This window comes from Geomonas anaerohicana, assembly GCF_016458305.1.
In the GTDB taxonomy this organism is placed as follows: Bacteria; Desulfobacterota; Desulfuromonadia; order Geobacterales; family Geobacteraceae; genus Geomonas; species Geomonas anaerohicana.
The window spans coordinates 195,218-209,325 of the sequence record NZ_JAEMHL010000005.1 but is presented as its reverse complement, the minus strand read 5'-3'; the positions used below and the strand labels follow the sequence as shown (position 1 = coordinate 209,325).

At 58.0% G+C, this 14,108-nt stretch carries 12 protein-coding genes; 2 read left to right on the top strand and 10 right to left on the bottom strand.

What is annotated here, in order from left to right:
• Positions 1 to 122 precede the first annotated feature (122 nt).
• Positions 123 to 3,044 (top strand): tetratricopeptide repeat protein, encoded by a 2,922-nt coding sequence (locus JFN91_RS11925; protein ID WP_199389411.1) that lies wholly within the window; start codon positions 123 to 125, stop codon positions 3,042 to 3,044.
• 351 nt (positions 3,045 to 3,395) lie between these two features.
• Here the strand turns inward: JFN91_RS11925 and JFN91_RS11920 are convergent, their stop codons facing one another.
• The 6 genes from JFN91_RS11920 to JFN91_RS11895 all read right to left on the bottom strand — a co-directional run bounded on the left by JFN91_RS11920 (position 3,396) and on the right by JFN91_RS11895 (position 8,892).
• The gene (locus tag JFN91_RS11920) at positions 3,396 to 4,007 is read right to left on the bottom strand and encodes a hypothetical protein (RefSeq protein ID WP_199389410.1); all 612 of its coding nucleotides are present in this window, start codon (positions 4,005 to 4,007) and stop codon (positions 3,396 to 3,398) included.
• 233 nt (positions 4,008 to 4,240) lie between these two features.
• On the bottom strand, positions 4,241 to 5,113 hold the full coding sequence (gene hisG / locus JFN91_RS11915; protein WP_183345762.1) for an ATP phosphoribosyltransferase: 873 nt from the start codon (positions 5,111 to 5,113) through the stop codon (positions 4,241 to 4,243).
• A 170-nt stretch (positions 5,114 to 5,283) separates the two neighbouring features.
• A complete protein-coding gene (hisI, locus tag JFN91_RS11910; protein ID WP_199389409.1) occupies positions 5,284 to 5,661 on the bottom strand; it encodes a phosphoribosyl-AMP cyclohydrolase in 378 nt (125 codons plus the stop codon).
• A gap of 371 nt (positions 5,662 to 6,032) precedes the next feature.
• Entirely contained in the window at positions 6,033 to 6,830 is a 798-nt protein-coding gene (locus tag JFN91_RS11905; RefSeq protein ID WP_199389408.1) for an ABC transporter ATP-binding protein, read from the bottom strand.
• Positions 6,827 to 7,726 carry an ABC transporter permease gene (locus JFN91_RS11900; RefSeq protein WP_199389407.1) on the bottom strand — a complete coding sequence of 300 codons (900 nt, stop codon included), beginning with the start codon at positions 7,724 to 7,726 and terminating at the stop codon, positions 6,827 to 6,829. Before JFN91_RS11900 ends, JFN91_RS11905 begins: the two co-directional genes overlap by 4 nt.
• Positions 7,727 to 7,896: 170 nt before the next feature.
• Positions 7,897 to 8,892: an ABC transporter substrate-binding protein gene (locus JFN91_RS11895; RefSeq protein WP_199389406.1), complete on the bottom strand. Its 996-nt coding sequence runs from the start codon at positions 8,890 to 8,892 to the stop codon at positions 7,897 to 7,899.
• A 469-nt stretch (positions 8,893 to 9,361) separates the two neighbouring features.
• On the opposite strand from JFN91_RS11895, the gene JFN91_RS11890 reads away from it, so the two are divergent.
• Positions 9,362 to 10,582 (top strand): hypothetical protein, encoded by a 1,221-nt coding sequence (locus tag JFN91_RS11890; RefSeq protein WP_407932179.1) that lies wholly within the window; start codon positions 9,362 to 9,364, stop codon positions 10,580 to 10,582.
• 244 nt (positions 10,583 to 10,826) lie between these two features.
• On the opposite strand, the gene JFN91_RS11885 is transcribed toward JFN91_RS11890, so the two are convergent.
• The 4 genes from JFN91_RS11885 to JFN91_RS11870 form a co-directional block, all read right to left on the bottom strand.
• On the bottom strand, positions 10,827 to 11,585 hold the full coding sequence (locus tag JFN91_RS11885; protein ID WP_199389405.1) for an NRDE family protein: 759 nt from the start codon (positions 11,583 to 11,585) through the stop codon (positions 10,827 to 10,829).
• A gap of 20 nt (positions 11,586 to 11,605) precedes the next feature.
• Positions 11,606 to 12,292 (bottom strand): PilZ domain-containing protein, encoded by a 687-nt coding sequence (locus JFN91_RS11880; RefSeq protein WP_199389404.1) that lies wholly within the window; start codon positions 12,290 to 12,292, stop codon positions 11,606 to 11,608.
• Between the two features lie 125 nt (positions 12,293 to 12,417).
• Entirely contained in the window at positions 12,418 to 12,888 is a 471-nt protein-coding gene (locus tag JFN91_RS11875; RefSeq protein WP_199389403.1) for a GreA/GreB family elongation factor, read from the bottom strand.
• A gap of 100 nt (positions 12,889 to 12,988) precedes the next feature.
• Positions 12,989 to 14,002, bottom strand: a complete 1,014-nt coding sequence (locus JFN91_RS11870) for a PilZ-like domain-containing protein (protein ID WP_199389402.1) — start codon at positions 14,000 to 14,002, stop codon at positions 12,989 to 12,991.
• Positions 14,003 to 14,108 lie beyond the last annotated feature (106 nt).

Sequence of the window (14,108 nt, the reverse complement as noted above, 5' to 3'; positions counted from 1 at the left end):
TCGGCGATAAATGGCCAGATCCAGCCCTACCCCAAGCTGCCCTTGCATATTATTTGAAAATACCAACAATACAAGTACACTTTTCAAGCAATGCCCTTCATCCCCACAAAGGTGGTGCAGATATGGACTGGCAACAGGATGTAGCAAATGCTGAAGTCCTTTTACGTTCAGTAGTCACCCCTTCCTCAGAGCGGATCATCTCTGCCATAAAGAAGGTAAATCCCACCCGGCTTTGCCTACCCGACCCGGACAAAAAAGAGGGATACCGGCTCAAGAGCCAGTTACAAAACCTCCTTCTGGAGCATTATGGAGAAGCGTTTCAGCTTGTTCCTCACCCGTGTTCTCCCAATGTCGTACTTATCAAGCACCTGTTCCTCCCTTCGGTGGACGCATGCCATGCCGACCTAGGTGCACTGTCGGCACCTGCCCTCGAAAACGTTTCAATTCCGGGGGAGGAAGTCGGTAGAAAGCCCGTTACGGAGAAACGGAGGCAGAAGATGCCGGCGGGATCGGCGCTCTCACCAAGGGATTCATTGAGGCGCGCTCAACAGTGTCTAGAAGAGTATGACTACATCACTGCGGAGCAGGAAGTTGCTGGGATTCGTGCCATCAACCCCGATGACGTATCGGCACTGTGCAGCGCCATCATGTTGCTGCATCAGCATGTCGGCGCCTACCAGACCGCCATCGATACGTTGCTTGCGCAGCCGCCCCATGTGCTGAAAGACAAACGGCTCCGTGAACTGCTTGCCCTTGCCTACCACAGCAATGCCATGCCGGCTGAAGCCGGCGCTGTTTTTGACTCTCTACATCCCTCCGAGCTGGGAAAGGAGGCCCTGGTCGCTTACGCGCGTTTGGCGCTGAGGGATGGTACTGCCCGATTCGCTCGGGAACTTCTCAGGTTAGCCGAGACAAAGGACGGACTGATAGCGGAGTTCGACGAACTCCGGAGGGAAGTCGAACAGCTGCTGACCCGCAAGGCAGAGCCGGTACTTCAGCAGGCCGAATCCGCTTTTTCACAAGGAGAATGGGACCAAGCCGTGACCTTATCACGCCAGGCTCTGGAAGAGGCCAAAAACCTCCCCAAGGCACGGAGGATTATCGCCCTCGTTGAAGCCATGAAGGAGCAGGGTGAACTGATCACGCTGTGGCAGGCGTTTGAGAGCAGCAGCAACGGGAAAGAGAGACAGAGACTGCTGGGAAGGCTGCTTGAGCGTGATAAGCGCAGCCGTGCGAGGATCAACACTCTGTTACAGGTTGAGAAGGAGAAGGAGAGGCACGAGTTCATCGAGCAACGGCTACGGACCTTGAGGCAGGCGCTGCGGGATGAAAAGTGGCCGGAGTGCTACGACGAAGTAATGTGGCTGTCGCGCCAAGAGGACGCAGTCCGGGAATACCACGACGTCATAGCGCTGTCGCCGCTGTTCGAGGTGCTCTACCGCAACAAGCAACTGGAAAGGACCTCACGCCATGATGCCCAGGAGGCATGGATTACCTACATCGAAGCGAAAAAACTTTTTGATGCGGGGCGCGACCGCGAGGCTCTGCCGATGTTGCAGAAAGTGAGGCCTGTGTTCCGCGCCGTCCCCTGCTTCAACTCGATGTATCATCGCGTAGTCGCAGCACAGCAGGCTGCGGCAACCGTTGAGGCGGACAGGCTGCTAACGGACGTTCGAGGCGGTGCCCTCAGCTATCAAGAAAGCCTCGCCCATTGCAACGCCGCCCGCGCAGCCATCGACATCCTCCCCGGAGAGAGCCGTGCCGCATATGCAGCAGCCATAGATGATCTGCTGGAGCAACTGAAACCGAGCAAGGACACAGAGGTCCTTTTGGAGGAGTATCGACAAGCGCGGATGACAGGCCAAACGGCACGGGCGAGCTCGCTGAGAGAAATGGTCACTGAGCCGTCAGCCCTTGCCGCAGTCGACGCTGAGGTGGACGCCTTGATGCGGATCGAAGTCGAACCGGTGCCCCTGGTGTACTCTCCTGACATGGAAGTTGATGTGGCCAGAGAGCATCCAGGGCTGCAACGTGTCGGCTCCACCGACCGTCATGTTTTTCTGGGTGAAAGTGAGACATCCGTCATCCTGATCGATTTCGTAGAGATGACAGCATGGCGGCTTCAAAGCGAAAACTTCTCGGGGTTGGGACTCATCGACGACATTGCCGACCAGCACCTCTTTTTGTTTCACGAACGTGGCACCAACAGGTACTGGCGCGCCATCATGAAAGGTAGAGAAAGCAGGTTCACCGCGCTCATCGACTTCACCCAGGCCCTGTGCCTCCCGGAGGACACTCAAGTCGCCCGAGCCTTTCTTTCCTCCTGCAAGGAGACCGAATATTTCTATGTATTGAAGGACCCGGTCAAGGAGAAGATCCTGTGCCTAGGCAGGATGACCCTTGGCCTGGGCAGAAACAGTGGTCCGGAGTGCAACCTTCGCATGGAGGAGATACAGGGAATCACACGGGCGTCTTCCGCCCCCGACCATTTCGCAGTCGGTACCAAGACGGCCATGTGGCTAACCAGCCGTAACCTGAGGATGGCCCCGAAATTCCATTTGCCCTGGCACGTGTTCGGCATAGATCAGCGCAACCGGCTTATCTACTTGGTCCACGGCCCAAGGCTAAAAGCTTGCGACTACAAGTGGGACCTGATCCAGGATTACACCCACTCCATCTGCCTGGGGATGTCCTACGGGCATTCGGTGCGCGGAATCTGCCCGGAAACCGGAACTGTACTCATGACCTACAAGACGGGACGTGGGGTTTTTTATAACTTGGAGACCAACGAGTTTAGCAACCAGTTCAGCTTGAGCACGTTCATATGCACCGATGTTCCCAGCACCTGGTACTACATGGAGTACTCCGAAGAGACCTCCTCGATGCGAGTGAAAGACATCACCCATGAAGTGAGCCATCTTATGAAGTGGGAGGAGATAATTAGCATGGACAATTACCAAAAAATTCCAGATGAAGCTCTCCTCGATCCTCTGCGACGTATGCTGGCGGGAGAAGACGTCGTCGGCCTGCAAAATGAGAACTAATCTATCTGCCTGCTCCGCAAGTATGCCGGCGCGATCGACTGCAAAGTGAAGATCAGGCACCTCCCCCCGGAGATGATCATTTCGCCCTGGAAGTCGGCACTTCAGCCCCCAAAGTAACATTTCTGCGCCTGAAATCGACACTTCGGGTCTTGAAGTGACCATTCCACGATGAAAAGATGCACTTCAAGTTTCCAAGTGAGGTTTTAGCGGCATGAAGTGGCAACTTTACGAGGGAAGTCTGACTACTAAGGCCAAGAGGTGAAGTTCTAACAGAGGAACACGGTGCTTCAGAAGGGGTATGATGTGAGGGAAGCTTCGCCCCCCTCACGAACGCGAAGGGGGCGATAAACATTAGACAGGATCCAGCGCTATCCAGTTAGACCAAGGACCTACGATATCACCACGCTTGCCCCTGACCCTGAGGAAGTTTGGCACCGACCGGTTTATCCCGCTTAGCAATATTTTCTTACAGGTAGTCGACCAGACCAGGAATTTCCAATTTTGTTCATTGCCAGGGTCACCATTACAGGTCCACACTTCATATCCTTTTGCACTGCTGATCCTTGTTAATGCGACCCACGGCTTACCATCGTTGCCGAAACTAAGATGGAACCCCACGGGTTTTCCTACTGGCTTTCCCGTACCTGCCGGCTTCTTAGCTGTACCAAAGCCAAGCTGGCCGAGAATGGTGGGATCTTTGCGATGGGCCGCTTTACCAAGCCCAAATAACAAGCCGATCGCTTGATCAAGTGCCTCCCTGTCCGCCTCGCACGCCTTGACCTTTTCAGGATCTCCTTTGAGTGATGCAGCGAAGCTTGTCTCGTATTTCAGATAGAGCTCGGTAATACTCGCCGGGGTGGGGAACAGGGATACCAAGTACGCGTGCAACTCAGGAGTTAAGGCCTGCGCAATTGCCGCTGACTTACCGATCATGTCCGCATGTGGTACGTTGCTGAAGGGCATGGCATAACCTCCACACTAGATTAGAAACCTCCAAGCCAGCAGCATATCACCACCGATAACTTTGGCAAGCGCCCCAGTCGGTACTTCGGCTCTAATAAGCGTAACAAGCTGCAAGAACTTTTTCCCGGACCGGGTAAGCAAAAGGCCCTTGGCAAACACCAAGGGCCTTTTTAATAATCGAAGCGTGAAGATTCAAACCGGCACCCCGAAGCAGGTGTGCTGGTCAAGGAGCTCTAGATTATCTTGTTGAGCGAGTACTCGACGATGCCTTCGGCGCCGAGTTTGATGAGTTCGGGGACGATGCGGCGGACTTCTTGTTCGGGCATGATGCTTTCGATGGATACCCAGTCGGAGTTGTAGTGGTTGGCGACGGTCGGGCTCTTGAGACTCGGGATGACGGCGGTGATCTCGGCTACCTTCTCTTTCGGCGCGTTCATCTTGAGACCGACCATCCCCTCGGCACGCAGCGAGGACTGCAGCAGGGTGGCAATCTGCTCGATCTTGGCGCGCTTCCACGGATCTTCCCAGGCAGCCTTGTTGACCACCATGACGGGAACGGACTCCATCAATTCGGTGACTATCCTCAAGCCGTTGGCCTTGATGGTGGAACCGGTCTCGGTCACTTCGACGATGGCGTCGCAGAGGCCTTCGACGACCTTCGCTTCGGTGGCGCCCCAGGAGAACTCGACGTTGACCGGGATGTTCCGCTCGGCGAAGTAACGCTTGGTGAAACCAACCAGCTCGGTGGAGATGGTGGCGCCGTGCAGGTCTTCCGGCCCCTGGATCTTGGAGTTGCCGTTGACCACCAGCACCCACCGGGCGGGACGCCGGGATACCTTGGAGTAGACCATCTCGCAGACTTCGATGACATCGGACTCGTTCTCGCGGATCCAGTCGCGGCCGGCGATGCCGACGTCGATGGTGCCGCGCTCGACGTACTTGCCCATCTCCTGCGGACGGATCAGGGAGCACTTTATCTCATCGTCGTCGATACCGGGGAAGTAGCTGCGCGACGAGATCGATATCTGCCAGCCGGCTTTCTTGAACAGGTCGACGGTGGCGTTTTCAAGGCTCCCCTTCGGGATGCCGAGCTTCAACTTTTCCATAGTTCCTCCAGGCTGAAAGTTCAGATTAAGATGAAAACCAATTAGAACCGGACGGGGGGAATGGTTACCTTCGTGGCGTCGCCCTCACCCGGCCTTCGGCCACCCTCTCCCGGGAGGAGAGGGGAGAAAATAAAAAAGCCACGCGAGCGTTGGCTCCGTGGCTTTTCAGGTTATTTCTTATAGACCTCGTTGGGATCAAAGAGCGGGTTGGAGTGCTCGACCCAAGTGCCGTTCTCGTACTTGACGTAGAAGCAGCTCCTGTTGCCGGTGTGGCAGGCGGCGGGGCCGTTCTGCTTCACCTTGATCACCACGGTGTCGGCATCGCAGTCGGTCAGCACCTCGACCACTTCCTGGGTGTTGCCGGATTCCTCGCCCTTCATCCAGTACTTGTTCCTGGTGCGGCTGAAGAACCAGGTCTTGCCGGTTTCCAGGGTCAGGTTCAGGGTCTTCTCGTCCATGAACGCAACCATCAATACTTCCCCGCTCTCGTTGTCCTGGATAACAGCAGGGATCAGTCCACCCATCTTCTCGAAATCGATCTTTATCATGGCTTCTCTCAGTCCTTCTACTGCGGTTATTGATAAAAAAGTGTCTTTTAATACACCTCGCGACAGAGATGTGTCAATGATTATGTAGACGAGATAAGGCAAAACACTGGTAATTTAACGCAAAGCCGCAATGACGCAAAGAAACCTCCGTGGAGATACAAAACCAAAAGCTTTAACGCAAAGACGCCAAGCCGCATAGGCGCTAAGAAAATCCCGTTGAGGAGACCCAAAAACACCAAAGACTTTGATTTCGCCTTCCCCTGCGTCTCTGCGGCTTGGTGCCTTAGCGTTGGAGCCTTTTCCCTTTAAACAAAAAAAGCCCGGCGGATCTGTCCGCCGGGCCTTCCGGTGCCTCTTCTCTTTCCCGCCGACTAGTCTTCGGCGAGGAGGGTCCTGTCGTTCTCGAAGGTCTTGTGACGCAGTTGGTGGAACTTCTGGATCAGCTTCTCGACGGTGAGGGCTTTCTTGGCCTCGCCTTCGATATCGAAGATGATCTCGCCGCCGTCCATCATGAGCAGGCGGTTGCCGAACTCGATGGCGTGGGTCATGTTGTGGGTGATCATCATGCCGGTCAGCTTATACTCGCTGATGAACTTGTTGGTCAATTCCAGCACGATCTCGGCGTTCTTCGGGTCCAGCGCCGCGGTGTGCTCATCGAGCAGGATCAGCGACGGCTTGGAAAGAACCATCATGAGCAGGGTGAGCGCCTGGCGCTGACCGCCGGAGAACATGACCAAGTTCTCCTTCATGCGGTGCTCAAGGCCCATCCTGAGCTGCACCAGTTCCTGCCTGAAGATCTCGCGGGTCTTGTTGTTCAGGCTGCGGCGCAACCACTTCATCCCCTTCTTGTGGGTGATGGTCATGTTGTCTTCCAGACTCATGTTGCCGGCGGTTCCGAGCAGCGGGTTCTGGAAGATTCTGCCGATGTACTTTGCCCTCTTGTACTCCGGGTCGCGGGTCACGTTCTTGTCGTTGGCAAAAATCTGCCCTTCACTGGGGAGATAGGTCCCGGCGATGGTGTTGAACAGGGTCGATTTGCCGGCGCCGTTGGAGCCGATGATGGTGATGAAGTCGCCTTCCTTCACCTTGAGGTTGATGTTGTTCAGGGCCTTGTTCTCATTGACGGTCCCCTGACCGAAGACGATGGAAACGTTCTTGAGTTCGATCATTTTGCCACCTTAAACGGGACCTTCAGTTTCTTGGCCTGGGTCATGATGAGCAGGACGATGATCAGCACGCCCTTGATGAGGTTGAGGTCGCTCGGGGTCATGTGGATCACGTAGCCGTAGAAGCGCCCGACGTACATGACCGCGTAGAAGCAGATGGAGCCGGCCAGCGCACAGAAGGTGAGGACACCGATCCGGTTACTCTTCAGCATCAGGAATTCGCCGATCATGACCGAGGCGAGGCCGGAAACGATGATCCCCTGCCCCAAGCCCACGTCGGCAAAGCCCAAGTACTGGGCGGCGAAGGCGCCGGAGATGGCGACCAGGCCGTTGGAGAGGCCGACGCCGATGGTCTTCAAGGTCTTGGGGTTCACCCCCTGGGAGATGACCATCTGCTCGTTGTTCCCCATGGCGCCCAGGGTCATGCCGAGGTCGGTGCGGAAGAAGAGGTCGAGCAGCACCTTCACCACCAGGGCCACGACCAGGAAGAACACCAGCAGGATGTACTCGTCCGGGATGATGCCGGTGAACTTCTCGGTGACCTGCTTGAGGATGGTCGGCTGGTCCAGGATGGGAACGTTGGCGCGGTTGCCCAGGATGCGGATGTTGATCGAGTAGAGCATGGTCATGGTGAGGATACCGGCCAGGAGGTTGGGCACCCTCAGGTGGTTATGGATGAGGGCGGTGACCACGCCGGCCAGCACGCCCCCGGCAAAGGCGACCAGGAGCGCGACCCAACCGTTCATGCCGGAGAGGAGGCACTGCACCATGAGTGCGGCCCCCAGGGGGAAGGACCCGTCAACCGTCAGGTCCGGAAAATCAAGAATCCTGAACGAGATGAACACGCCCAGGACCATGATGCCATAGATCAATCCTTCGACAAAAATACCTTCGATCATAGAGGAACCGTTTACCCTTCTTGAAACAGATTCAAAACCATTGGCCACGGAGAAAATCTGAGAACTTCGGAGAAAGGCCAAAACCATAGTCTGGTTTAAAACCTTCAGGCTTTCGGGTTCTCTCAGATTTGCTCAGATTTTCTCCGTGGCCAATGGTTTACTGCCTTTACTTACTTCTTGGTGATCTTGCCGTTCTGGCGGACAGTCTTGGCGGCCTTGACGATGTCAGCCGGGACGGTCAGGCCGAGCTTCTTGGCTACGTCGAGGTTGATGAGCAGGTCGACGTCGCTGGCCTTGGTCATGAAGCGGGTCGGGATCTGCTCCGGCTTCTTCCCTTTCAGGATCTCGATGATCATCTTGCCGGTGGCGCGGCCCATCTTGTAGTAGTCGAAGCCCCAGGCGGCGAGGACGTCGTAGGTCTCGGAGGAGCTCGGGTCTGCGGACATGACCGGAATCTTGGCCTTGGCTGCCACCTCGGCAACGGCGCTCATGGCGGAAACGACAGTGTTGTCGGTGGAGATGTAGATGGCATCGACGCGGTTGGCGATGGTCTGGGCAGCCTGCTTCACTTCGGCGGACTTGGTAACGGTGGTCTCAACAAACTCGAGGTGCTTCTCCTTGCAGACCTGCTTCACCATGCCGGCCAGCACCACTGCGTTCTCCTCGGAGCTGGTGTAGATATGGCCGATACGCTTGGTCTTCGGCTTGATCTTGAGCAGCATCTCGATCTGCTGCTTCACCGGGGTCATGTCGGAAACGCCGGTGACGTTCTTGCCGCCCTTGGCGAGGGAGGGAACCAGGCCCGCCTTGACCGGGTCGGTAACGGCGGAGAAGACGATCGGGATTCCTTTCAGAGTGTTCACCAGCGCCTGGGCGGTCGGGGTGGCGACGCCGACGGCAAGGTCGACCTTCTGGCTCTGGAACTTGGTGGCGATGGACGCCGCGGTGTTGATGTCGCCGTTGGCGTTCTGCACGTCGAAGGTTGCGTTGATCTTTGAGTCCTTCAGTTCATCCTGAATGCCCTTCACAACCGCATCCAGCGCCGGGTGGGAAACGATCTTGGAGATGCCGATCGTCACCGGCTTGGCGGGAGCCGCTGCAAAAGCGGTGGCCGCAGACAAAACAGACAACGAGAGAGCCAACAGAATACCGATCTTCTTGCGCACAGATACCTCCGGTTTACATTGAATTGAATTTCTGCTGCTGGTACTGCCAAACCGTAATCTATCGCCGCCGACCGGTGAAAAGGTCGGACCTATTTTCGACCGCCGAGCATACCACCGGCAAAGAGCTATCGTCAACGCCATAGTGCCGCTAAATAGGAACAATTCTTTGAATAAACGAAAAAAATCGGCTCAAACAGTCCGGCGCGCGCCCAATCTAAAACCTTTCTCACCAAAACAGGCCACTGGTTGTTGACACCGCAAACGCAAAAAGGGTATAAGTACGGACGAGCTTGTCGGTTTTGTCACAGGTGTACGGCACTAAAGCCCGCCCCGATATCTCCCCAGTAACCGCCAAAACCAGACTCCGCACAATCAGCAAAACAAAAGCACGCCAGGCGCCGTCCGCACCGATATGTCCGCACGGTCGAGGCCGGTCCAGGCTGCACCACCATACAAGGAGAACTTCAACGTGAAGCACCTGTACCCGAACCACCGCGCCCTCATGCTGGTCGCCCTGCTGGCACTGCCGCTGGCACTCATGGGATGCAAGGATAAAAAGGCAGCCGCCACCACGGCAGGCGCCGCAACCGTGCAAGGACACCCTTCGTCGGCGCAGACCGCCCCGGCAACCAGCCTCCCGGCGGCGACCGCCCCTGCCACTGCAACTCCTGCAGCGGCCACCCCGGCGACACCCGCCGCACCGGGCACCGAAGCGGCTGCCCCCAATGGCACCGCCCCGAACGCCGCCAAGTTCGACGCGCACTCCAGCGCGGGGAAAAAGGGGAAAGGTAAGGGGGCCAAGGGTAAAGAGGCCGCCGCACCCAAAGTGACCTATCGCGCCGGTGAGGACCCGGACTTCGCAGCCAAGAAGGGTTGGCCGGTGAAATATCCCGCGCCGCTGCCGGGTTCGATCCTGCCCCAGAAGAGAATCGTCGCCTACTACGGCAACCCCCGTTCTAAGAAGATGGGTGCGCTGGGCGAGTACCAGAAAGACGACATGCTGCAGCGTCTGAAGCGTGAAGCTGCCAAGTGGCAGGCGGCCGATCCCTCCCACCCGGTACAGCCCGCGCTGCACCTGATCGCGGTCGTAGCCCAGGGAGAGCCGGGCAAGGCGGGTCTCTACCGCATGATTATGCCCGACAACGTCATCAACGAGGTCTACGGCTGGGCTAAGTCGATCAACGCCGTCATGTTCATCGACATCCAGACCGGGCACGACAACATCCGCAACGTGCTGCCGCGCTTCGAGTGGATCCTCAAGAACCCCGACGTGCACCTGGGCATCGATCCGGAGTTCAACCTGATCAAGAGCGGCAAGAAGCCGGGCACCAAGATCGGCACCTACGACGCGGCGGACATCAACTATGCCTCCAACTACCTGAAGGAGCTGGTCAAAAAGTACAACCTGCCGCCGAAGGTGTTTATCGTGCACCGCTTCACCAGAAACGGCGTGACCAACTCCAAAAACATCCAGCTGCGCCCCGAGGTGCAGATCGTGATGAACATGGACGGCTGGGGCGCTCCCTGGCTCAAGCGCGACTCCTACAAGGACTACGTCGTGGCCGAACCGGTCGAGTTCACCGGGTTCAAGCTCTTCTACCACAACGACACCAAGAAGGGCGACGCACTGCTCACCCCGAAAGAGGTGCTGATGCTGAACCCGAAGCCGCTGTATATCCAGTACCAGTAGCCCCCTCCCTGTCCCTCCCCCTCCGGGGGCGGGGACGCGGGGGTGCCGGCAACCTGGGAACTTGCACCGGCAGTCGAGCGAATGATTATTCGCCCCTACGGAAGCCAACCCTCCGCCGTATCAACAAACAGAAGGGGCGAACCATCATGGTTCGCCCCTTTTGCTTTTCAAGCGACAGGCATCCTCATACCATCGCACAGGCGCCCTCACCCCGGCCCTCTCCCGGAGGGCGAGGGGGGCGCTCTTACCACTGGAATTGCGCCTGCCTGTCGGTGGCCACTCCCCCCTCGAAACTGCGCTCGATGAACGTGGCCTTCCCTGCGTTATCCACCAGCAACACGGTGGAAGAGCGGGTGCCGTACTGGGGACTGGTGATGAAGATGGGCGACAGCATCCGCTCCAGCTCGAGCCCCACACCGGTATCCGGCAACTCCTGGTCCGGAGGGTGCGCCCGGTCGGCGAGGAGCGCAAACAATTCTTCAACTTCAAATTCTTCTCGGGACAAGATACGGGCCAGCCCGTCCTTGCCGCAACGCACCTTGGGCCAGGGCGTATCCAGCAGGTGGTTGCTGAGGCCGTGGATTCCCGGCTCGATGGGGAGCACCCGGTCGCTCTTGTTGGAGTAGCAGAAGAGTCGCTCGCTGTCCCCGACCAGGAGGTTATAGCCGCCATAGGGGATGCCGCCCCCCCGCAGTTGCGCCAGGTACTCTTCGCCACCCGCCTCCTGCACCAGAAAATCCCTCACCAGTTGACCGCGCGACGAAGGGCCGTGCCGGTGCAGATCGCTGGGATCGCGGTAATTGGTGAGCGCGGCGATACGGCCGGTCGCGGTGACACCAAGCCACGTGCCGCCGTGCACCAGGTCGCGCCCGGCGAAGATGTGCGGGGTGTCTTGCCAGAAATGGGCGGGCTGTGTCGGGCGCTGGTAGTACTCGTCACGGTTGGCGGCGATGACGAGCCGGTATTGGGGGTGGGCCCGGTAGGCAAGTAGCAGGGTGCACATGCGGATTTCCTGGAAGTGACTCAGAGATCGAGCAGCTTGGCGAGCTCCTGTTCCTGTTTCTTGGTCAAAGTTTCGAACATAACCCCTGCTCCGGGGATGCAGCGGGTCACGCCCCAAGGCTGGGACCAGCGCACGGTGGCCCGCATCGGGGTCTGGTCGGCGAACTCTAGGAAGCGGATCCAGATGGTGTCCCCCTGCAGGAAGTCTTGCATGGTGTGCAGGAACAGCCCGTGGCTGCCGAGGTTGATGGTGAAGGACTTGTAGGTGTTATCGGGCGGAAAGCCGGGATCGGTGCTGTAGTAGAGGTTCAGGTTGATGGACCGGCGCGGCGAGCGGCGCAAGGAGCGGGCAGGGAAGTTCCGGCAGCGGTTTTCGATGAAGAAACGCAGGGCCGAATCGGTGTCGGGCGAGAAACTTTGCTCCAGCGGGCTCAGCTTTATCTTTTTGTGCCTCGCCTCCCACTTCACCCGCAGCACCGGAAAGAGGTTGATACACTCATAGGCGATCACCTTCTCTTCCTTGCTGCAGCGCACCAATGTCAGGATATCGACGAGGAAGCCGTTGTAGCGGTTGTCCGTCGCCATCTGCGACATCTCCACAAAGGAGCGCGCTACGTCACAGGCAACGCCGATTTCAGTTACGGCATGGGCATAGGCGTCACCGGCTTCACTATCTTTTACGACTATCAGGATCTTGATGTCTGACATGTATCCTTGGATGGTGCTTCATTCAGTGGAGATCGCTTCGGAGATGAGCCTGCTACACTATAACCGCTCACCAAAGAAGGTCAAACCGTTTTCGAGGCAGAGCTGCCCCCTTTGACTCAGACTACTCACGGTTTCTTTGAGGTGATGGAGATCACGGTGACGGTAAGGTCGCCCGCCGGTCTCCTGATGGTAAGCTCGTCGTCGACCTTCTTGCCGAGCAGCGCCTTGCCGACCGGAGAGTCGATACTGATCTTTCCAAGGCTCACATCGAACTCGTCGGGTCCTACCAGCTGATAGCAGCGTTCCTCCCCCTCCTCGTCCTCGTAGGTGACCCAGCAGCCGAAGCTGACCGAGGTCGGGTTCAGCGGCGGGTAGACCACCTTGAGCACCTTGAGGCGGTCACCCAGATGCTTCAGCTCGCGGTCGATCTCACGTAGCCTCTTCTTTGAATAGATGTACTCCGCGTTCTCGGAACGGTCCCCTTCGGCAGCGGCGTCGGCCATGTTCTTCACCATGCGCGGCCGCTCGGTCTCCCAGAGAAAGTCGTAGCGTTCCTGCAATCGTTTACGCCCTTCGGCACTGATCATGTTGGTCATCTGCACTCCTCACCATGCGATACTTCCCGACGGCAGACGGGCTGCCGCGGAGGGGCATCATAGTAGAGTTTGCACTCCAAGGCAACACGATAGCAGCAGATCAGGGCTGCTTGTCCAGGTGGCGGTACTTGCGGATGGATTCTTCGTAGGTCTTCTGGATCTCGTTTTCGGGGGGAGCTTGGCTGTAGGAGATGAAGTAGCGGCCCAGGGCGTAAGCGAGGATCAGGGCAACCAGCACCCAGAGGGCCCGGACCAGGTACTGCCTGCGGGACAGCGCAACCGGAGGAGCATCGGAGGGCTCATCCATGTCCCGCTTGTCGGCTACCCGGCGCAGGTGGGCGATCTGGACCGACGAGATCTGCTTGAAGATCAAGTCGCGGTCCCGCTCGTCCAGGAAAAGGAATTCCATGCCGACATCGTAGCGGCTGGAACCGTCACGCTGCGTAAGAGGGGGCTTGACGTGGATCACCTGGCCGACGGCATGCACCAGCCGCGGCGGCTCCAGCGGCAGGTACAGCTCCATGTTCACCAACTGGTCCGGCCGGGCCGTGGTGGGCATGCGCAGGCAGATGCCGCCTCCGCCCAGGTTCAGCTGGGCCCGGAGCAGGTCGCGCCAGACGATGTCCGTGGCCGGCTTGAAGCGCGCCATCTGGGCGGCGATGACGAAGTCGTCGTACCCCTGGAACTTCATCTGCTCGCGCTCCTTGCGTACCTCCCAATCCCGTTCCACCTCTTTGCGGCTCGACTCGTCCACGATGTCGTAGCGGACCCGCAACGCCATGTCGGTCCTGAAGAACTGGCGCCGCTCGCGCAGGGTGAACCGGCCGAAAAGCCGTATCTGCAGCACCCGCTCGCCGAGCCGGTCGGTGACGATGCCGCTGCAGGTATAGCTGTCCTTACCGAGGTAGACGCTGACATCGAGGATGAAGCCGATGTCCACCCGCACGTTGGCCGGAAGCACGTCGCGGGAGATCTGCAGCTGCAGCAGGTCGCCCCCCGACTCGCTGATGACGCCCCAGTCCCGGAACACGCCGCCGCCGGAGAGCGGGATGCCGATCTCGATGCGCATGCCCGGCGCGAGAACCTGGCGGTATTCGCTGTAATCGTCTTCCATGCCGAATCCGGATGATATTTTAATAAGAGAATGAGGGGACTATCCCATTAAACTGCAGCCGCGCTGAATTGCAAGTCCTTGAATGCGAAAGAGCGTTTCCGATTTT